At 71.6% G+C, this 17288-nt stretch carries 21 protein-coding genes; 14 read left to right on the top strand and 7 right to left on the bottom strand.

Features of this window, described 5'->3' with window-relative positions; genetic code table 11:
* Positions 1–276: 276 nt before the first annotated feature.
* The 3 genes from FHY03_RS02265 to gmk all read left to right on the top strand — a co-directional run bounded on the left by FHY03_RS02265 (position 277) and on the right by gmk (position 2714).
* Positions 277–1089, top strand: a complete 813-nt coding sequence (locus tag FHY03_RS02265) for a hypothetical protein (RefSeq protein ID WP_183928494.1) — start codon at positions 277–279, stop codon at positions 1087–1089.
* Positions 1080–1862, top strand: coding sequence for a metallophosphoesterase family protein (locus FHY03_RS02260; RefSeq protein ID WP_311721286.1), 783 nt, complete (start codon positions 1080–1082; stop codon positions 1860–1862). The genes FHY03_RS02265 and FHY03_RS02260 overlap by 10 nt, the downstream gene beginning before the upstream one ends.
* 192 nt (positions 1863–2054) lie before the next feature.
* Entirely contained in the window at positions 2055–2714 is a 660-nt protein-coding gene (gmk, locus tag FHY03_RS02255; RefSeq protein ID WP_183921647.1) for a guanylate kinase, read from the top strand.
* Positions 2715–2786: 72 nt separating this feature from the next.
* On the opposite strand, the gene FHY03_RS02250 is transcribed toward gmk, so the two are convergent.
* Genes FHY03_RS02250 through FHY03_RS02240 form a run of 3 tightly spaced genes read right to left on the bottom strand, consistent with a single transcriptional unit; the run spans position 2787 to position 4332 of the window.
* On the bottom strand, positions 2787–3467 hold the full coding sequence (locus tag FHY03_RS02250) for an ATP12 family chaperone protein (protein WP_183928492.1): 681 nt from the start codon (positions 3465–3467) through the stop codon (positions 2787–2789).
* Entirely contained in the window at positions 3464–3679 is a 216-nt protein-coding gene (locus FHY03_RS02245) for a hypothetical protein (RefSeq protein WP_183922064.1), read from the bottom strand. Before FHY03_RS02245 ends, FHY03_RS02250 begins: the two co-directional genes overlap by 4 nt.
* Positions 3676–4332, bottom strand: a complete 657-nt coding sequence (locus tag FHY03_RS02240; RefSeq protein ID WP_183928490.1) for an HAD-IA family hydrolase — start codon at positions 4330–4332, stop codon at positions 3676–3678. The genes FHY03_RS02245 and FHY03_RS02240 overlap by 4 nt, the downstream gene beginning before the upstream one ends.
* Positions 4333–4518: 186 nt before the next feature.
* Here FHY03_RS02240 and FHY03_RS02235 point away from each other — a divergent pair, with 186 nt between their 5' ends.
* The 6 genes from FHY03_RS02235 to FHY03_RS02210 all read left to right on the top strand — a co-directional run bounded on the left by FHY03_RS02235 (position 4519) and on the right by FHY03_RS02210 (position 10658).
* Positions 4519–4725: a hypothetical protein gene (locus tag FHY03_RS02235; RefSeq protein WP_183921644.1), complete on the top strand. Its 207-nt coding sequence runs from the start codon at positions 4519–4521 to the stop codon at positions 4723–4725.
* A 461-nt stretch (positions 4726–5186) separates the two neighbouring features.
* On the top strand, positions 5187–7994 hold the full coding sequence (locus tag FHY03_RS02230; RefSeq protein ID WP_183928488.1) for a TonB-dependent receptor: 2808 nt from the start codon (positions 5187–5189) through the stop codon (positions 7992–7994).
* 87 nt (positions 7995–8081) lie between these two features.
* The gene (locus FHY03_RS02225; RefSeq protein ID WP_183928486.1) at positions 8082–8906 is read left to right on the top strand and encodes a crotonase/enoyl-CoA hydratase family protein; all 825 of its coding nucleotides are present in this window, start codon (positions 8082–8084) and stop codon (positions 8904–8906) included.
* Positions 8907–9155: 249 nt separating this feature from the next.
* The gene (locus FHY03_RS02220; RefSeq protein WP_183921641.1) at positions 9156–9461 is read left to right on the top strand and encodes a glycine zipper 2TM domain-containing protein; all 306 of its coding nucleotides are present in this window, start codon (positions 9156–9158) and stop codon (positions 9459–9461) included.
* A 106-nt stretch (positions 9462–9567) separates the two neighbouring features.
* Complete coding sequence (locus tag FHY03_RS02215; RefSeq protein WP_183928484.1) at positions 9568–9996, top strand: OsmC family protein; 429 nt, start codon at positions 9568–9570, stop codon at positions 9994–9996.
* A 95-nt stretch (positions 9997–10091) separates the two neighbouring features.
* A complete protein-coding gene (locus tag FHY03_RS02210) occupies positions 10092–10658 on the top strand; it encodes a glycine zipper 2TM domain-containing protein (protein WP_183928482.1) in 567 nt (188 codons plus the stop codon).
* Positions 10659–10722: 64 nt separating this feature from the next.
* Here FHY03_RS02210 and FHY03_RS02205 read toward each other — a convergent pair whose 3' ends face one another.
* Complete coding sequence (locus tag FHY03_RS02205) at positions 10723–10944, bottom strand: hypothetical protein (RefSeq protein ID WP_183928480.1); 222 nt, start codon at positions 10942–10944, stop codon at positions 10723–10725.
* Positions 10945–11335: 391 nt separating this feature from the next.
* Here FHY03_RS02205 and crcB point away from each other — a divergent pair, with 391 nt between their 5' ends.
* Together crcB and FHY03_RS02195 are read left to right on the top strand one after the other, a co-directional pair.
* Positions 11336–11710: a fluoride efflux transporter CrcB gene (gene crcB / locus FHY03_RS02200; protein WP_183928478.1), complete on the top strand. Its 375-nt coding sequence runs from the start codon at positions 11336–11338 to the stop codon at positions 11708–11710.
* The gene (locus FHY03_RS02195) at positions 11707–12837 is read left to right on the top strand and encodes an RluA family pseudouridine synthase (protein ID WP_183928476.1); all 1131 of its coding nucleotides are present in this window, start codon (positions 11707–11709) and stop codon (positions 12835–12837) included. The genes crcB and FHY03_RS02195 overlap by 4 nt, the downstream gene beginning before the upstream one ends.
* A gap of 191 nt (positions 12838–13028) precedes the next feature.
* Here the strand turns inward: FHY03_RS02195 and FHY03_RS02190 are convergent, their stop codons facing one another.
* Positions 13029–13787 carry a molybdopterin-binding protein gene (locus FHY03_RS02190; protein ID WP_183928474.1) on the bottom strand — a complete coding sequence of 253 codons (759 nt, stop codon included), beginning with the start codon at positions 13785–13787 and terminating at the stop codon, positions 13029–13031.
* A gap of 52 nt (positions 13788–13839) precedes the next feature.
* Between FHY03_RS02190 and map the strand changes: the two genes are divergently transcribed.
* On the top strand, positions 13840–14664 hold the full coding sequence (gene map / locus FHY03_RS02185; protein ID WP_183921634.1) for a type I methionyl aminopeptidase: 825 nt from the start codon (positions 13840–13842) through the stop codon (positions 14662–14664).
* A 414-nt stretch (positions 14665–15078) separates the two neighbouring features.
* On the opposite strand, the gene FHY03_RS02180 is transcribed toward map, so the two are convergent.
* Positions 15079–15486, bottom strand: a complete 408-nt coding sequence (locus FHY03_RS02180) for a holin family protein (RefSeq protein WP_183921633.1) — start codon at positions 15484–15486, stop codon at positions 15079–15081.
* A 12-nt stretch (positions 15487–15498) separates the two neighbouring features.
* The gene (locus FHY03_RS02175; RefSeq protein WP_183921632.1) at positions 15499–16035 is read right to left on the bottom strand and encodes a glycoside hydrolase family 108 protein; all 537 of its coding nucleotides are present in this window, start codon (positions 16033–16035) and stop codon (positions 15499–15501) included.
* Positions 16036–16243: 208 nt separating this feature from the next.
* On the opposite strand from FHY03_RS02175, the gene FHY03_RS02170 reads away from it, so the two are divergent.
* The gene (locus FHY03_RS02170) at positions 16244–16432 is read left to right on the top strand and encodes a hypothetical protein (RefSeq protein WP_183928472.1); all 189 of its coding nucleotides are present in this window, start codon (positions 16244–16246) and stop codon (positions 16430–16432) included.
* A complete protein-coding gene (locus FHY03_RS02165) occupies positions 16432–17283 on the top strand; it encodes an MBL fold metallo-hydrolase (protein ID WP_183921630.1) in 852 nt (283 codons plus the stop codon). The genes FHY03_RS02170 and FHY03_RS02165 overlap by 1 nt, the downstream gene beginning before the upstream one ends.
* Positions 17284–17288 lie beyond the last annotated feature (5 nt).

Raw genomic sequence — 17288 nt, 5'->3', positions numbered from 1 at the left:
TTCGCCCGCGCGCAGCCAAGCCGCCAAAGCGCGCCGGATCGCAGCCGGACCGTGGCGGAAACAAGGCTGTCGCCAGAATGGGGGAGATTGGGCGACGCGAGGTCAGATCCTCGCCGAAACTGAGAGGATCTCACGCCCGATCTCGGGTGCGCCGCCGATCGCCGCATTGTGCGCGGGAAGCTAAGAGGTGACTTCAGAGGAGACGGCTAGGATCGAGCGGTCAACGCTAGCCCGCATACAGCGCCGGTTCAGTGGCATGCGGGTAGGACGTGTACCATGACTGACCCAGACCGTATCGCTGGCCGCGACGTGGCCGAGGACATGGCCGCGTTGTTCGGGTCGGGCGTCCGACCCGCCCCCGCGATCCCACCGCGGCCATTGCCCGTGCGATCGGCGCGGCGGGGGCGCTCGCTCGCGCTCGGCGCGGCCGGGCTGGCTGTGGCGGTGACCGCGGGCGTGCTCGCCGGGACCAGCGCAGTCGGGCCCGTGGTGCCGCCGCACGGCGTCACCGCGCCGGTGCGCGCCGGCGCGCCCGCCGCTCCGACGGCGGAGGCGCCGGCCGCGACGCTGCCGGTTGCCGCGCCCGCGAGCGCGCTCGCCGCCGCACCCGAGCCCGCGGCATCGGCGGTAGATCCCGCGCGCATCGCTGAGCCGGCTCCCACGGCTTATGCCGCCGCTCCGACCGCTGCGCGCGCCAGCGCCGCGCCCGTTGCATCGCGCGACACCGCACCGCCGCGTAGCGCCGCGCCGACGCGCTTCGCCGCGGCGCCGCGCGTGCCCGCCGCGCCGAGCGCGCGACCCGTGGCGCTGCGCGGCGAGCGCTGCCTCGACGATCCCTATTGCGCGGCCGAGCGGCTCTACGACGCCGACGGCGACGTCGCCGGCGCTTATGCCGAGGCGACCCAGGCGGGGGTGAGCGCGCGGCTGCTGCGCGACTATCGCGGCGAGTGGCTGCGCGCGCGTCGCGTCGGGCGCCACCGGCCGCGCGAGGCGCTGCGCGTCTATGGCATGATCGCCGCCGACCTCCACATGCTCGCCACCGACCCGGGCGAGGATCCGCGCGGGGACGAGCGGAGCACGTGGCGCTGATCACGCTCCGCCACGAGCGCCACGCTGCCCCAGCGGGCGCGCGTGCCGGCGACCGGCCGCTCTACGCGATCGGCGACGTCCACGGCTGCTACGACCATCTCCACGCCCTGCTCGCCTGGGTCGCGCGCGACGCCGCCGAGCGCTCCCCCGGCGTCGCTCCGGTGCTGGTGCTGCTGGGCGACTATGTCGACCGCGGTCCCGACTCGGCCAAGGTGCTTGCCGCACTGGCGTGGCTGGCGCGCTCCGCCGCGATCACCGCACGACTGCTCGAGGGCAACCACGAGGCGATGTTCCGCCTGTTCATGGAGCGGCCCGCGGCGCACGGCCAGTGGCTGCGCTACGGCGGCTCGGAGACGCTCCGCTCCTACGGCGTCGAGCCCCCGGCGGAGGAGGCGCCCGACGCCGCCGCGCTCACCGCGCTGCGCGATCGCCTGTTCGACGTCATGCCCGTGGCGCACTTTCGCCTGCTCGAGCGGCTCGAGTCGATGGTGCGCGTCGGCGACTATACCTTCGTCCACGCCGGGGTGCGGCCGGGCGTGTCGCTGCGCGCGCAGCAGCGCGACGACCTGCTGTGGATCCGCGACGATTTCCTCGAGCATCCGCGCCCCGCCGAGACGATCGTGGTGCACGGCCATACCTGGGCGAGCGAGCGGCCGGTGCTGCTGCCGCACCGGATCGGGCTCGACACCGGCGCCTATGAGACCGGCGTGCTCACCGCGCTGCGGATCGACCGCGACGGGCTGGCAATCGTCCAAGCGGTCGTCGGTGGCTGAACGATGGTCGGGCCGAGCGGTATCGTGCTCCGTCGCACGCCGAAGCCCAGGGTCGCGAGGTAAGCGCTGGCGGCCCTGGGCTCCTGCTGGCGCAGGAGCACGTCGGCGATGCACCGCGCTCGACCTCTAAGCCGCTGGCGCGCGCGGACGCTTTGCCTTGACGCGCCGCAACCCCGCGGGGCATCAGCCGGCATGGATTCCGCCACTCCCGCCGACCCGCACCATATGAAGCGCCGCGGCGTGCTGTTCGTCCTCTCCTCGCCCTCGGGCGCGGGCAAGTCGACGATCGCGCGGATGCTGCTGGCGAGCGAGCCCGAGCTGTCGCTGTCGGTCTCCGCGACCACGCGCGCGATGCGGCGCGGCGAGGAGGACGGGCGCGACTATCACTTCGTCTCGCTCGACCGCTTCCGCGAGATGGCGTCCAATCACGAGTTCCTGGAATGGGCGCACGTGTTCGACCAGCGCTACGGCACGCCGCGCGCGCCGGTGGAGGCGATGCTGGCGGCGGGCAAGGACGTGCTGTTCGACATCGACTGGCAGGGCGCGCAGCAGCTCCACCAGATCGCGGGCGGCGACGTGGTGCGCGTGTTCATCCTGCCGCCGTCGATGGAGGAACTGCGCCGCCGGCTCGAGGGCCGCGCCACCGACGCGCAGGAGATCATCGACCGTCGCATGGCGCGCGCCGACGCCGAGATCAGCCACTGGGACGGCTACGACTATGTCCTGGTCAACGACGAGGTGGAGAGCTGCTTCGCCAAGGTGAAGACGATCCTGGCGGCGGAGCGGCTCAAGCGCTCGCGCCAGACCGGGCTGATCGGCTTCATCCGCAAGCTGCGCACGCCGGCGGGGTGAGAGGCGCGGGCGGGCGCGCCGTAGCGTGTTTTCCGTCTAAGCGGAGCACGATCTGACATCGACCGACGGCGTCTACAGCGCCGCCAGGAACGCCACCCCCGCGTCGTAGTCGCGCCGACGCGCCTCGGTCGCCGCGGCGGCGAGCGGGTCCTCGCCCCAATGCTCCGCCTGCCAGCGCTCGTCGAGCGTGGCGGCGTCCCACAGCGTCTCCGCGCTGGCCGCGGCGTCGGCGAGCGCGAGTGCGCCGACCAACGTGCCCGTCACCGTCACCACCGGTGACAGCGCGGCGAGCGCGAAGGCGTCGCGGCTCGCCACCGCCTCGCTCAGCCGGGCCACCGTCGCCGCGGGCTGCGCCCGGTGCATCACGCCGGTAACCAGTTCAAAATGCACGTCATAGCGCTCGCGCGCCCAGGCGAGCAGCGGGTCCCAGGCAGCGGCCTGGCGCTCGACCAGCGGGGCGGGGGCGTCGGCGCGGTAGCAGAGCAGGTCGGTCTCGGCGTAGCGCGCCAGGCCGGCGGCGAAGTCGGCGCGCGCGGGCGCGATCCGGTCGATCGCGGCGTTGGCGAGCCCGGTCAGCGGCATCGCACGCGGGTCGAGCGTCTCCCCCACCGCACGCCACTCTTGCGCGACCAGCGCGGCAAGCGCGGCGCTCGGCAGCGCCAGCGGCACGCGGCCCGGCGTGCGCACCGGGCGATCGTCGAGCCGGACGACGCGCTCGGCGTCGACCGCCACCTCGCTCCAGAAGCGCCTCATCGCTCGCTCCGCCACCGCGCCGCGAGCGCGCGCGGTACCGTCGCCATCACCCACAGCGCCGAGGCCACGATCGCGACGCCGAGCAGCCGCGTCGGCAGCGTCTCCGCGCGGCCGAGCAGCACCACCCCGAGGATCGCGCCGAAGCTCGTCGCCAGCCGCACGCCCGCGATCGCGAACCAGCGCGCGAAGGCGGGGTCGCTCGGCGCGCTCACGCGCAGCACCCGGCGAGCTCGTCGCAGCGCCGCGCCACTGTGTCGGCGCCCGCCGTCCACAGCGCTTCCTCGCGGTGATAACCCCAGGTTACGCCCACCGCGCGCACGCCCGCGGCGCGGGCCATGGCCATGTCGAAGCTGGTGTCGCCGATCATCACCGTCATATGGGGCGCCGCCCCCGCCTGCGCCATCGCTGCGTGGAGCATCGACGGGTGCGGCTTGGACGGGTGACGGTCGGCGGTCTGCAGCGTGACGAACCGCTCGGTCAGCCCGTGATGCGCGAGCAGCAGCGCGAGCCCGCGATCGGACTTGCCGGTGGCGACGCCGAGCCGCCAGCCCGCGTCCGCGAACGTGTCGAGCGCGTCGACCAGACCCTCGTACAGCGGCTCGGGGTCGAGCGCCGCCTCGGCGCGCATGCGCTGGAAGGCGGCCTTATAGTCGGCGGCGAGGGCGGCATGCTGTTCCGCGCCGTCGGCGGGCGCGAGCACCGCCATCGCCTCGACCAGGCTGAGCCCGACGATGCCGCGGATCGACTCGCGCGCGGGCGCAGGGAGGCCATTGCCGGCGAAGGCGGCCTCCATCGCGCGGCAGATATTGACCTGACTGTCGACGAGCGTGCCGTCGCAGTCGAACACGGCGAGACGTGGCGACATGAGCGCGCGCTTAGGACGATGGCACGGCACGCGCCAGCCTCGTTCATGCTGCGGCGCAGCGGCGAGGCGTGCGGCGGCCGCGGCAGAGTGCGTGTTAACCCCTTCGTAGGAGGGAACGGATATGGTTAAGCCGTGGCGGGCGTCGGGGGGCGGCCGCGTGGATGAGCGATCACGAGGGTGTGGGGAATGCTGGAAGCCGTTGCACTGACCTATGGCATGCTGCTGAGCTTCGTGCTCTCGGGCGCGTCGCACAATCGCCGGCTGGCGCGGCCGAACCCGGCGGTGCTGAACTACGTGGGCTATGTCCTGTTCGGCGCGACCTGCGCGCTGACCGCCGCGCTGTCGCTCTATGCCGCCTGGGGGCTGGCGACCGGGCAGACGCTCTTGGTGTGACGGAGCGCGCGAGCCGCGCTTCGGCGCGCGGGCGCGGGGTTGGAGTCCGGATAGGGCGTTTATCGCACACGTGTCTGGAAAGAAGTTCCGCTCGTTGAGGCCGGGCGGCGGCTCCCCTCCCGTTCAGGGGAGGGCGGGAGTGAGGGGCGTCCGCGAGCGCGCCGCTCCCGGTTACGTCCCGGCCCCTCCCGTGAAGAAAAGGGGCTCTGTCCTCGCGCGCTAGCAAGCCTTCTGTTGCGACGCGTAGCATAGATGACCCGAAACGGTGAAGGGGTGGCCGTGCTGGCCAGTAAACCTAAGTAGTCACCGGCTTTCTCTAAGTTCTCGCGAGCGTCACAGAAATTCTATCTTCGATCATCCCGCGCGATCCTTATCATCGGCGCGGGAGAGGGCGTTTCAGTCCCTGTCGGCGATCCTCGTCGCGCGCGAGCGATCGTCCGCGAGATCGAGGAGTCGCAGCGATGTCTTTCTCTCCTTCTCTCGGTATCGCCCGGTCCGCGTCGCGGCGACGCTGGTGGGCGCTGCTGCTCGCCGGCGTGGCGCTGCTGCCCGCCCCCGTCCCCGCGCAAGATGCCGAGGCGCTGCGCCAGCGCCACGCGGCGCTCCAGGACGAAGTGGCGCAGCTGCGTGCGACGCTCGCGCGCGCCGGCGCCGCTGTACCGGGCGAACCCGCGCCCGTCACCGCCGCCAGTATCGCACCCGCCGCCACGATGGGCGACGACCGCGGCGATCGCGGGCTTGTCGACGCGATCACCGTCACCGCGGTGCGGCTCAAGGACGCGCCGCGCTCTACCTCGGCGGTCACCGGAGAGGAGCTGGAGAAGTTCCAGATCAACAACTTCCGCGACATCGTCAATCGCATCGGCAACGTGCGCACGTCGTGGAACAACCCCAACACCGCGTCGATCTTCGTCCGCGGGGTCGGCTGGGCGGCGGGCGCGGGCGTGCTCGAACCCAGCGTCGGCGTCGCGGTGGACGACGTCAGCCATGGGATCAGCGCGATCTCGGCGCTGAGCAACTATCTCGACGTCGAGACGGTCGAGGTGGTGCGCGGGCCGACGGGCAGCGACGGGCTGCGCGCGACCGATGCGGGGCGGGTGGTGATCCGCACGCGCAAGCCGAGCTTCACGCCCGAGGCGGAGGCCGCGGTCACCATCGGCCAGCGCAACACCCTGGTCGCCACCGCCGTGCTGGGCGGTCCGATCGTGGACGACTTGCTGGCCTATCGCGTCTCGATCAACCGCGAGCAGGCGGACGGCCCGTATAAGAACCGCAACGACACGCATTTCACGTGGCGCAACACCGATCGCACCAGCGTGCGCGCGCAGCTGCTGGTGACGCCCTCGCCCGCGATCGAGGCGCGGCTGATCGCGGACGTCACCCCCACCAACCGCGAGATCTGCGAGAATTGCTTCGCCTTCAACCTGGTGTCGCCGCCGACCTATGACTGGATCGATCCCGCCACGGGCCGACCGGCGGCGGTGAACTACGCCAACGAGGACACCGGCCATCTCGAGCGGCGCTGGTTCCGCCAGCGCAGCGACTATTCGGTGCGCGACTTCACCGCCAAGGCGATCAACACGATCGGCGAGTATCCCAACACTTATGCCACCAAGGGTGCCTCCGGCGACATCCGGCTGACGCTCGCGCCCGACACGGTGCTGCGCTCGATCACGGCGTGGCGCGACTATGCCTTCTCGCAGGGCGCCGGCTCGCACACGCAGTTCGAGTGGCTGCGCGCGCCGCGCGGCACGCAGACCACGTTCGAACAATGGAGCCAGGAGCTGCGGCTCGACGCGCGGCCGCTCAAGGAGCTGAGCTACCGCGGCGGCCTGTTCGCCTATCGCGGGCTGTTCCCCAACTACAGCCAGACTGAACGCTACGGCTCCGACGCCGGCGCCTGGTACGCCAGCCCCGCGCAATATGCGCTGCTCGACCCGGTCGACCCGGCGCTACCCGACGCGGTCGACCCGGCCGGGCGCGGCCTGCTGCTCAACGCCGCCGACGCGCTGATCACCAAGCGGCAGGAGCGCTACCTCAACCGCACGCTCGCGGCCTATTCGCACCTCAGCTGGGACGCGTCGGCGCGGCTCACGCTCGACGCCGGTGCGCGGGTGTCGCGCGAGACGCGGCACAGCCAGGCGCGCAGCTTCATCCAGTCCGAGGGGTTCGCCGCCGAGCTCGATCCCGCGCGCGTCAACGACGTGGTGCTCGGCGGCTTCGACAGCGACGAGCAGGGCGTGCTGACCGCCGACAACGGCGCCGCGCAGCGCGCGCTGGCCGATCGCACCGCGCAGAAATACTTCCATGTCGCCAACTATGCCGATCTGACCGACGCCCAGCGCGCGCAGCTCGGTGCCGCCAAGGGGGTGCGCGCCGCGCGGCTGGGCGCGCTGTACCGGCGGAGCGAGGCCGAGCCGTATCGCGGCACGCTCGTCACCGGCGATCTCGCGGCGAGCTACAAGCTGACGTCCGAGCACACGATCGTGGCCTCCTATCGCCATGGCGAGAAGCCGGGCGTGGCGCAGATCGTCGGCGCGAGCGCGGCGCGCGGCACCTCGCTGCCGGTCGCGGCCGAGCGGGTGGACGCCTATGAGCTGGGCGTGCGCACGATCGCGCTGGCGCACAAGCTCCAGGCGAGCGCCACCGGCTTCCGCGAAAACTTCGCCGACTATATTCAACCGACCTTCGTCTTTGACCCGGTGCAGAGCGCGCTCAACGGCGACGGCCACCCGGCCTACCGCGCCGCGCTGGGCAACGTGCCGCGCGTGCGCAGCCAGGGGGTCGAGCTGGACGTGGCGCTGTTCGCCATTCCCTACACGACGCTGCGGTTCGCCGGCGCCTATACCGACGCGCACTACCGCTCGTTCCCGCGCGCGCCTGTCCCCGGCGAGCTGGGCGGGGACAATCCCGCCGGCCCCTATCACGACGCCAGCGGCAGCACGCTGCCGGGCGCGCCGCGGTGGAGCGGCAACCTGTTCGGCGACTGGTCCTATCCGATCGCGCCCGGGCGGGTGCTCCACGTCGAGGTGAACCATAACTTCCAGAGCGGGTATCTCGCCGACACGACCCTGTCGCGCTACACCAGGACGCACGCCTGGGGGATCACCGACATCTCCGCCGGGCTGGGCCTGGGCGACGGGCGCTTCGACGTCGCGCTGCTAGTGCGCAACCTGCTCGACGTCGACAACAGCCTGCAACCGTCGTGGAACCAGTATAAGCCCGGCATCCCGCGCTGGGTCGGCGTGCAGCTGCGCGGATCGCTGTGAGCGGGCGCCGCCCCGATCCCCTGTTGACACCGGTCGCCGCGCGGCTGTTCCTCACGCGGTGAGGCAAGGTGGGCGAGCGGAGGCGGGATGGACGAGCGGGTGACGATCGCGCTGGAGGACGGCGTCGCCGACGTGCGGCTCGCCCGCGCCGACAAGATGAACGCGCTCGACCCGGCGATGTTCGCCGCGCTGGCGGCGGCGATCGACCGGCTCGCGGGCGAACCCCGGTTGCGCGCCGTGGTGCTGTCGGGTGAGGGGCGCGGCTTCTGCGCCGGGCTCGACATGGCGGCGATGGCCGCGGGCGGGTCGGGGCTCGCGCTCGGCGAGCGCACGCGCGGCGCGAGCAACGACGTGCAATATGTCTGCACCGGCTGGCGCGCGCTGCCGGTGCCGGTGATCGCCGCCGCGCACGGCGTCGCCTTCGGCGGCGGCTGCCAGCTGCTCGCCGGCGCCGACGTGCGGGTCGCGCATCCCGACACGCGGCTGGCGATCCGCGAGGTGCATTGGGGGCTGGTGCCCGACATGGGCGGCTATGCCCTGTGGCGCGGCAGCGTGCGCGAGGACGTGCTGCGCGAGCTGGTCTATACCGCGCGCGAGCTCGACGCCGCCGAGGCGCAGGCGTGCGGGCTGGTCACCTATCTCGACCCGGAACCGCGCGAGCGCGCGCTGGCGATCGCGCGCGCCATCGCGGCGCGCAGCCCCGACGCGGTGCGCGCCGCCAAGCGGCTGTTCGCGCTCGCCGCCGACGCCGACGCACCCGCCATCCTCGCCGCCGAGAGCGCGGCGCAGCTGGCGCTGCTGCGCTCGCCCAACCAGGCGGAGGCGGTGCGCGCCAACCTGGAGAAACGGGCGCCGCGGTTCAGCGATGAGGTTGGGGGCGGCCCGCGACCTTCTCCCCAGTCGTCATCCTGAGCTCGTCTCAGGAACCACGGGCCCGCAGGTTCGGCGGCGTGTGGGTACGCGGCACCCTGGATCCTCAAACGGAGCCAGGATGACGCGAGGGAGAGGGAAGGTAGGTCCAGCTCTCGCGCGTCGCCCTCCGCCGCCCCGCCACGGGACGCGTGCAACACCATGAACGCCCCGTTGTTCCCGGTTCATGCAACCGCGCTAGAAGCGACACGTTACGTCGCCAACATGAAGTTCGAACGGGAGAATGAAGTCATGCGTAAGCTGATGCTGGCCTTCGGTGCCGCTGCGATGGTCGCGCCGACGCTCGTCGCCACCACCGTCGATGCCGACGCGCAGCGCCGGTACAAGTATCGCGAGTGGCGCGGCAACGACGGTCGCCTGCGCTGCCGCAAGCCGGACGGCACCACCGGCCTGGTGGTCGGTGCGGTGGCGGGCGGTCTGCTCGGTCGCACCATCGACTCGCGCGGCGACCGTACGCTCGGCACCGTGCTGGGCGGCGTCGGCGGCGCGCTCGCGGGGCGCGAGATCGAGCGCAGCGGCAAGCGCCAGTGCCGCTGATGCCATGCCACGGTTGAGCCTTTCGGCCTGACCGACGTTGGAGGAGGCGCGGTCCGCGAGTGCGGGCCGCGCCTTTTCTCTTTTGGTCCCAACGGGAGAGTGACTCATGCCCACGCGCGGTGGTTCGGCACGCTACGAAGGTCTCGGCAAGGAGGGGAAGGGCTGGACCTCGACCCAGTCCAAGGCGCTCGACGAGCAGCCCTATGGCTTCGGCACGCGCTTCGGCGACGAGCCCGGCACCAATCCCGAGGAACTGATCGCGGCGGCGCACGCCAGCTGCTTCACCATGGCGCTGAGCTTCGCGCTCGCCGGCGCGGGCTACAGCGACGGCACGCTCGAGACGAGCGCGCGGGTGACCGTCGACAAGGACGGCGATGGCTTCACCATCACCTCGTCCAAGCTCGACCTCACCGCCAAGGTCCCGGGTATCGCGCCGGACGAGTTCGAGCGCATCGCCCAGGATGCTAAAGCAAATTGTCCTGTTTCCAAAGTCTTGAACGCAGAAGTCACGCTCACGCACAAGTTGGAGTCGTAAGTGTCTCTGAAGTGAACAAGAGGTAGTTTGTCGTTCACGCAACCGGGGGCGCGGCGGCGCCGTTGATGCGACATCACTCTGTCAGGAGATCAGTGATGCGTATCATCCTCGCCGCCGCGCTCGCCGCCACGACCTTGGCCAGTGTCCCCGCCACCGCCGCGCCGCAGGACCCACGCCGCGCCAACCGCGAGTATCGCGACGACGTGCGCGACGCGCGCCAGGAATATCGCGAGGACCTGCGCGACGCCGACTCGCGCCGCGACGTGCGCGACGCGCGCCGCGAGTATCGCGACAATGTCCGCGACGCGCGGCGCGACCGCAACGACCGGGTGCGCGACTGGCGCCGCTCGGCGCGCTACGACTATAACCGATACGAGCCGGGCCAGCGCGCCTATTACGCCGACCGCTATTACCGCGACGGCCGCTATTATCGCGCCCGCGCGCTCGGCCGCAACGACCGCATCTATCGCGGCTCGGACAACCGTTATTACTGTCGCCGCAACGACGGCACGACCGGCCTGATCGTCGGCGGTCTCGCCGGCGGCGCGCTCGGCAACATCATCGCGGGCGGCGGCTCGCGCCTGCTCGGCACCGTGATCGGCGCGGGCGGCGGCGCGCTGCTCGGCCAGCAGGTCGACCGCGGCCAGGTGGTCTGCCGCTGAGGCGTCTCGCGTTCAGTGATGCGTACGGGCGAGCCCCGGCAGCGATGCCGGGGCCCGTCTCGCGTCAGATGATCCCGCCGCCGAGCATCAGCCGCAACCCGAAGATCAGGATCAGCACGAGATTGAGGTTGCGCCCGGTGTTGCGCGACGACAGCGCGCCGACCGCGGCGCCCACCACCGCGATCGGTATGACGAACCAATAGCCCCAGGCGAGGAACGGCAGGAACGGCACGATGCCGAGCAGCAGCGCGACGAGGCCGATCAGGATCGAGAACAGGTTGAGCATGGGGGCAAGATGGCGCGAGGCGAGGTGTATTGCAAGGGTGAGACGGTGGTGGGCGGACCCGAGCTGGCGCGGGGCGCACGGCCGAGCGGCTGTCGCACGTGCCTTGCGAGGACTCGCGTCACGTCCCCAAGCACACGGTCACCCCTGCGATGCCAGGGATCCAGACGCGCGGACGTCACGACTCCATCGCTGCCGTTAGCGCGTCTGGATTCCCGCCTGCGCGGGAATGACGGCGTGGTCGACCGCGCGGGCGACCTCATCCTCCAGCCGCGGCCGTGAGCAAGGCTGCCTCGTGCCCGCTCCCCGTCGCTGTCACCGCCTGATCACCACCACTATCCTCCACCCACGCCCGCCGATTTCCTTCGGCGCCGAAAGCGACTAGGGCGGCGCGATGAACTCCCTCTTTCTCGTCATGGCGGGCGGCGCGGTCGGTACGGCCGGGCGCTACCTGACCGGGCGCGCGATGACCGCGGCGCTCGGACCCGACTGGCCCTGGGGCACGCTGACCGTCAACCTGGTCGGCGGGCTGCTGATGGGGCTGCTCGTCGGCGCGCTCGCGCGCACCGGCGCTAGCGAGAACTGGCGGCTGCTGCTCGGCGTCGGATTGCTCGGCGGCTTCACCACCTTCTCCGCCTTCGCGCTCGACGCCGCGACGATGATCGAGCGCGGCGCCGCACTCGGCGCGCTCGGCTATGCGCTCGTCTCGGTGGTCGGCGCGATCGCGGCGGTGTTCGCCGGGCTCGCGCTGGTGCGGGTGGCGGCATGAGCGGCGAGGGCGTTCGCCAGTTCACCGTCGCGCTCGACGACGACGGGATCCGCGTCGACCGTTGGTGCAAGCGCCACCTCGACGGCACCAGCTTCACCACCGTCGCCAAATGGGCGCGCACCGGGCAGCTCCGTCTCGACGGCGCGCGCGTCGGACCCGGCGACCGCGTCCAGGCCGGTCAGGTGCTGCGCGTGCCCCCGCCCGAGCCCGTCCGCCTCGATGCCAGGCCCGAGCGCCAGCGCGCCCCGCTCAGCGACGACGAGATCGCCTTCGCGCGCGAGCTGGTGATCCACCGCGACGCGCAGGCGCTGGTGCTCAACAAGCCCCCCGGCCTCGCCACGCAGGGCGGCACCAAGACGACCGCGCATGTCGACGGGCTGCTCGACGCGCTACAGGACGAGTCGCAGGGCCGGCCCAAACTCGTCCACCGGCTCGACAAGGACACGTCGGGCGCGCTGCTGGTGGCGCGGACCGCGCGCGCCGCTGGTTTCTTCGCCAAGGCCTTCTCGGGCCGCACCGCGAAGAAGGTCTATTGGGCGCTGATCGTCGGCGTGCCCTCGATCGACGACGGCACGATCGAGCTGCCGATCGCCAAACAGCCCGGCACCGGCGGCGAGAAGATGCACGTCGACGAGGCCGAGGGCCAGCCGGCGCGGACTCGCTACCGCGTGATCGAGCGCGCGGGTAACCGCACCGCCTGGGTCGAGCTGCAACCCTTCACCGGGCGCACGCACCAGCTGCGCGTCCATATGGCGGCGATCGGTCACCCGATCGTCGGCGACGGCAAATATGGCGGCCCGGCGGCGTTCCTCACCGGCGGGATCAGCCGCAAGATGCACCTTCACGCGCGCCGCATCCGCGTCGACCATCCCGACGGCGGCGAGATCGACGTCACCGCCGAGCTGCCGTCGCACTTCGCCGAGAGCCTCGCCTCGCTCGGCTTCGAGGCGATGGCGGGCGACATGATGCCGCTCGACGAGCGCGCGCCGCCGACACGCGAGGAGAAGAAGGCGCGCGCGCGGGCGCATGCCAAGACGGTGCGCAAGGAGCGCCGCGGCGAGCGGCGGTCGCGCGCGGGCGGAGAGGGCAAGGGCGGCGAAGGCAGGGGCGGCGGCCGGCGCGGGTGAGGGGCGGGGCGGGCTTCACCGCGCGCCTGCGCGGCTCCTGTCCGGGCCCGCCGCCGCCAGCAGCCTCTTCGGTTTGAACCCGGACCGATGGTGTCGCGAGATGCCCGATCGAGTGTGCGCCTCGCGACATCTCGGATCGCGTTGGCGATGATGGGAGTTCGGATCCCCGCTGCTCGTGGGGTCGGGAAGGGTCAGATCCCGCCGGCCACTACCTTATGCCCCGCCGCCGTCAGCGCGGCGCCCAGGTCGGCGAGGCAGTGCTCCACCAGCGCCGCGTCGGGCGAGCGCACCACGAAATTGGCGCCGGTGCGCCCCTCGCGGAAGAAGGGATAGCTGCCGATCGAGACGCCCTCGTGCGCCTTCTCGGCGTCGCGCAGCAGGTCGGCGACCTCGCTCTCCGCCACCCAGCAGCCGATCGTGCCGCTCACCACCGGGCGCCCGCCCTCGAGCGTGCCGGTGAGCGAGTCGAGCATCCCCGCGGTGATGTGCGGAACCCCCGCCATGATAAAGATGTTGCCGACGCGGATCCCCGGCGCGCCCGAGACTCGATTTTCGATCAGCGTCGCGCCCTCCGGCACGCGCGCCATCCGCAGCCGCGCTGCGGTGATGCCGCCGCGCGAGGCGTAATAATGCTCCAGCACCGCCACCGCCTCGGGATGGTGGACCACGCCGACGCCGAGCGCCGCCGCGATCGAATCGACCGTGATGTCGTCGTGCGTCGGCCCGATGCCGCCGGTGGTGAAGAGATAGTCGTTGCGCGCGCGCAACTGGTTGACCGCCTCGACGATCGCGTTCTCATTGTCCGGGACCACGCGCACCTCGGCGAGGCGGATGCCCTGGACGTTGAGCCAGCTCGCCAGCTGGGCGATGTTCTTGTCCTGCGTGCGGCCGGAGAGGATCTCGTCGCCGATGACGACGAGCGCCGCGGTCCAGATGCGTTCGGTCTCCATAGCGGGCGGGCATAGCCTCGCATTCGCCCCCTCGCCACGCTATATCGCCGCGATGACCGATTATGTCACCGTCACCAGCGACGCGCCGCACGGGCGCACCGGCGCGATCAAGCTGCACGGGCGCGATGCCTTCGACGGCATGCACAAGGCGGGCCGGCTCGCCGCGGAGACGCTCGACATGCTGGTGCCGCACATGGTGCCCGGCGTCACCACCGCGGCGCTCGACCGGCTGATCTACGACTTCATCCTGGCCGGCGGCGGCGTGCCCGCGACGCTCGGCTATCGAGGCTATGCACACAGCACCTGCATCTCGATCAACCATGTCGTTTGCCACGGCATCCCCGCGGACAAGCCGCTCAAGTCGGGCGACATCGTCAACGTCGACGTGACCCCGATCGTCGACGGCTGGCACGGCGACTCGAGCCGCATGTACCTGATCGGCGACGTGCCGCTGAAGGCCAAAAGGCTGGTCGAGGTGACCTACGAGTGCCTCATGCTGGGCATCGAGCAGGCGCGGCCGGGCAATCACATGGGCGACGTGGCGCACGCGATCCAGCGCCATGCCGAGTCGAACCGCTACGGCGTGGTGCGTGACTTCTGCGGCCACGGCCTCGGCCGGCTGTTCCACGACGCGCCCGAGGTGGTGCATGTGGGGCGGCCGGGCACAGGGGTGGAGCTGCGCCCCGGCATGATCTTCACGATCGAGCCGATGATCAACATCGGCCGACCCGACGTGAAGCTGCTGGAGGACGGCTGGACCGCGGTGACGCGCGACCGCTCGCTCTCGGCGCAGTTCGAGCACTCGATCGGCATCACCGAGGACGGCTGCGAGATCTTCACCTGCTCGCCCGCGGGGCTGGACAAGCCGCCGTACTGACGGGCCATCGCGGCGCGCCATCGGCTGAGGTTCGATCACGCGAGATAGCGTGAGAAGCGGAGGGCCGCAGGAGCGCGGCACTACCGGTCGGTGTCGCTGTCGGTGCCTTTGATGTGGCGCTGTCCTCCACGGCTGAGCGCGGCCGATCTCGCGTGATACCGCCTTCGCCTGCGCTGAAGGCGCAGCTACCGCATCTGAAGCGGCAGCGTGCTCCGGCGAACGCCGGAGCCCAGGGTCACCGACGCCTCCACCTGTGGCTCTGGGTTCCCGCGTGCGCGGGAGTACGGGCGGCTTCGATGGATCGAACGCCAGGGCGAGGTCGCGTCCGGTGCACACGATCTCGCCCGCATGCGTCAAAAGGGGGGGGGGCGGAAAGGATGCCCTCCACCCTCGCGCTCAGGACGGCCTAGCCCGTCACCGCCCCTTCGCCTTGCCCCATTCGCGCGCCACGGTGTAGCCGAGATAGCCCGTGGCGAAGAGCGTGTAGAGCGGCTCGGGCAGCCCGGCGAGATAGGCGTTCATGCCGCGCGCGATCGCGCTCGCCATCTCGGGCCGGGTCGCCGCGATCAGCCCCATCGGGATGCTCCACAGCAGCAGCGCATACATGACGTACAGGAAGCTCGGCCGCGCGCGGCTGGTCCAGGGATCGGCCGACTGCGCCTCGGCCACTACCGCGGCGAGCTGCGCCTTGACCTGCTCCAGCTCCTGCGAGCCCTGGAGCCGCAGCAGCTCCAGCTTCGCCGCCTCGCGCGCGCGCGGGTCGGGGATGAGTTTGTCGAGCAGGCCAGCGACCGGCGCGACCAGTCCGTCGAGAAGTGCCATCTCCGCCTCCCCTCAGCCGACGCGCTGGGCGAGCCAGCCGTACAGGAACGCCTCGTCGGCGGGGCGCTTCTCGGCGAGCGACAGGTAGCGCTCGCCCTGGAGCGAGTCGATCGCCTTGACCAGCACCGCCTGCGCCGCCGCGCCGCGCGTGGCGAGGAAGCGATCGAGCGCGGCGAGCGTCGCCGGGCCGACGCGCCCGTCGAGCGGCACGTCGGGATAGTCGCTGGCGCCGCGGTTGAGCGCGTTGAGCGCGCGCTGGAGGAAGGTCACCGCGGTCGTCGGCCCCATGTTGACGCCGGTATCGAACAGCTCGGCAGCGAGCTGGGGCGCGCGCGTCGCGACCCGGTCGAGACCGGGCTGCTGCCAGTAGGCGCGGCGGTAGATCGCCACCGCGGCCGGGCGCGCGAACTGGCGCATGTCGCCGACATAGCCGTTGGCACGCGCCACCGCCTCGGTGATGCCGTAGCGGGTCGCGCCGCCGCGGTCGGCGGGGTGGCGGACATAGCCGCCCTCGCGGTCGATCACCGCGTCGATGAGCTCGTCGATCATGGGTCCTCCTGGCTTGGTGGAGGATGGAACATAGCGGGAACGTTGCTATGTAGGACAGGGCTTCCTTAATTCTCCCCCGGCACGGGAAGGATTTGTCGCTTAACCCGCTGAATACAAACCTAAATCAGCCACTTTGCCCGTCTCGGACCGCAACGCCTCCCGGTTCCCGCCGTTGATCTCCCACCCTTCCGCAGCAACGAGCGAGACGATGGCGCCACCCCTCACCACCACCCGCTGGAGCGCCGCCGCTGTGCTGGCGCTGGCCGGCGGTGCGTTCCTCACCGCGCGCGCCTGGCGGATCGCGCGGCCCGCGATCGACGAGCGCACCCGCCGCCGCCTCGCGCCGCACGCGCGCGCGGTCGCGCACCCGGGCGCGGCCGAGATCGAGGTCGCCTGATGCGGATCCATCACCTCAACTGCGGCACCTGCTGCCCCGCCGGCGGCGCGCTGTTCGACGGCAGCAGCGCGGGCGCGCGCGCGCATCTCGTCTGCCACTGCCTGCTGATCGAGAGCGAGGCGGGGCTGGTGCTGGTCGACACCGGCTATGGCACGCGCGACGTCGCGCGGCCGCGACAGCGCCTCGCCGAGTTCTTCATCCAATTGTGCAATCCGCAGCTGCGCGGCGAGGAGACCGCGCGCGCGCAGGTGATCGCGCGCGGCTTCGATCCCGCCGACGTGCGGCATATCGTGCTGACCCATCTCGACTTTGACCATGCCGGCGGGATCGAGGACTTTCCCAACGCCACGATCCACCTGCTGTCGCGCGAGCGCGAGGTGGCGGACGCGCGCGCCGGCGGCGCCTTCGTAGGGCGGCGGCGCTATCGCCCGCAACAATGGGACGAGGCGGAGAACTGGCGCCTCTATGCCGCCGGTGGCGGCGAGCGCTGGTTCGGCTTCGACGCGGTGCGTCAACTCGAGGGGCTGCCGCCCGAGCTGCTGCTGGTGCCGCTGGCGGGCCATAGCTGGGGCCATGCCGGCGTCGCGATCCAGGAGGACGACGGGCAATGGCTGCTCCACGCCGGCGACGCTTATTTCTACCGCGGCGAGGTCGGCAGCGAGGACTATCACTGCCCGCCGGGGTTGCGCGGCTACCAGAAGCTGATGGAGGTCGACCGTGTCGCGCGGCTCGCCAACCAGCGCCGGCTGCGGCGGCTGTCGCTCGATCACGCCGGTGAGGTGCGCATGTTCTGCGCGCACGACGCGGTCGAGTTCGAGCTGCTGGCTGGGCAGGAGAGTCCCGTCTTCTAAGAGAG

The organism is Sphingomonas sp. BK345, assembly GCF_014193845.1.
Classification (GTDB): domain Bacteria; phylum Pseudomonadota; class Alphaproteobacteria; order Sphingomonadales; family Sphingomonadaceae; genus Sphingomonas.
This window is presented reverse-complemented; position numbering and strand designations above follow the sequence as displayed.

Bases quoted from the DNA above. Each gene is read 5' to 3' on its own strand.
- FHY03_RS02210 (WP_183928482.1), top strand. From the start codon at position 10,092: ATGCGTATCATCCTCGCCGCCGCGCTCGCCGCCACGACCTTGGCCAGT.
- FHY03_RS02170 (WP_183928472.1), top strand. From the start codon at position 16,244: ATGGCGCCACCCCTCACCACCACCCGCTGGAGCGCCGCCGCTGTGCTG.
- FHY03_RS02220 (WP_183921641.1), top strand. From the start codon at position 9,156: ATGCGTAAGCTGATGCTGGCCTTCGGTGCCGCTGCGATGGTCGCGCCG.
- map (WP_183921634.1), top strand. From the start codon at position 13,840: ATGACCGATTATGTCACCGTCACCAGCGACGCGCCGCACGGGCGCACC.
- gmk (WP_183921647.1), top strand. From the start codon at position 2,055: ATGGATTCCGCCACTCCCGCCGACCCGCACCATATGAAGCGCCGCGGC.
- FHY03_RS02195 (WP_183928476.1), top strand. From the start codon at position 11,707: ATGAGCGGCGAGGGCGTTCGCCAGTTCACCGTCGCGCTCGACGACGAC.
- crcB (WP_183928478.1), top strand. From the start codon at position 11,336: ATGAACTCCCTCTTTCTCGTCATGGCGGGCGGCGCGGTCGGTACGGCC.
- FHY03_RS02165 (WP_183921630.1), top strand. From the start codon at position 16,432: ATGCGGATCCATCACCTCAACTGCGGCACCTGCTGCCCCGCCGGCGGC.
- FHY03_RS02190 (WP_183928474.1), bottom strand. From the start codon at position 13,787: ATGGAGACCGAACGCATCTGGACCGCGGCGCTCGTCGTCATCGGCGAC.
- FHY03_RS02215 (WP_183928484.1), top strand. From the start codon at position 9,568: ATGCCCACGCGCGGTGGTTCGGCACGCTACGAAGGTCTCGGCAAGGAG.
- FHY03_RS02205 (WP_183928480.1), bottom strand. From the start codon at position 10,944: ATGCTCAACCTGTTCTCGATCCTGATCGGCCTCGTCGCGCTGCTGCTC.
- FHY03_RS02225 (WP_183928486.1), top strand. From the start codon at position 8,082: ATGGACGAGCGGGTGACGATCGCGCTGGAGGACGGCGTCGCCGACGTG.
- FHY03_RS02235 (WP_183921644.1), top strand. From the start codon at position 4,519: ATGCTGGAAGCCGTTGCACTGACCTATGGCATGCTGCTGAGCTTCGTG.
- FHY03_RS02250 (WP_183928492.1), bottom strand. From the start codon at position 3,467: ATGAGGCGCTTCTGGAGCGAGGTGGCGGTCGACGCCGAGCGCGTCGTC.
- FHY03_RS02230 (WP_183928488.1), top strand. From the start codon at position 5,187: ATGTCTTTCTCTCCTTCTCTCGGTATCGCCCGGTCCGCGTCGCGGCGA.
- FHY03_RS02265 (WP_183928494.1), top strand. From the start codon at position 277: ATGACTGACCCAGACCGTATCGCTGGCCGCGACGTGGCCGAGGACATG.
- FHY03_RS02175 (WP_183921632.1), bottom strand. From the start codon at position 16,035: ATGATCGACGAGCTCATCGACGCGGTGATCGACCGCGAGGGCGGCTAT.
- FHY03_RS02240 (WP_183928490.1), bottom strand. From the start codon at position 4,332: ATGTCGCCACGTCTCGCCGTGTTCGACTGCGACGGCACGCTCGTCGAC.
- FHY03_RS02180 (WP_183921633.1), bottom strand. From the start codon at position 15,486: ATGGCACTTCTCGACGGACTGGTCGCGCCGGTCGCTGGCCTGCTCGAC.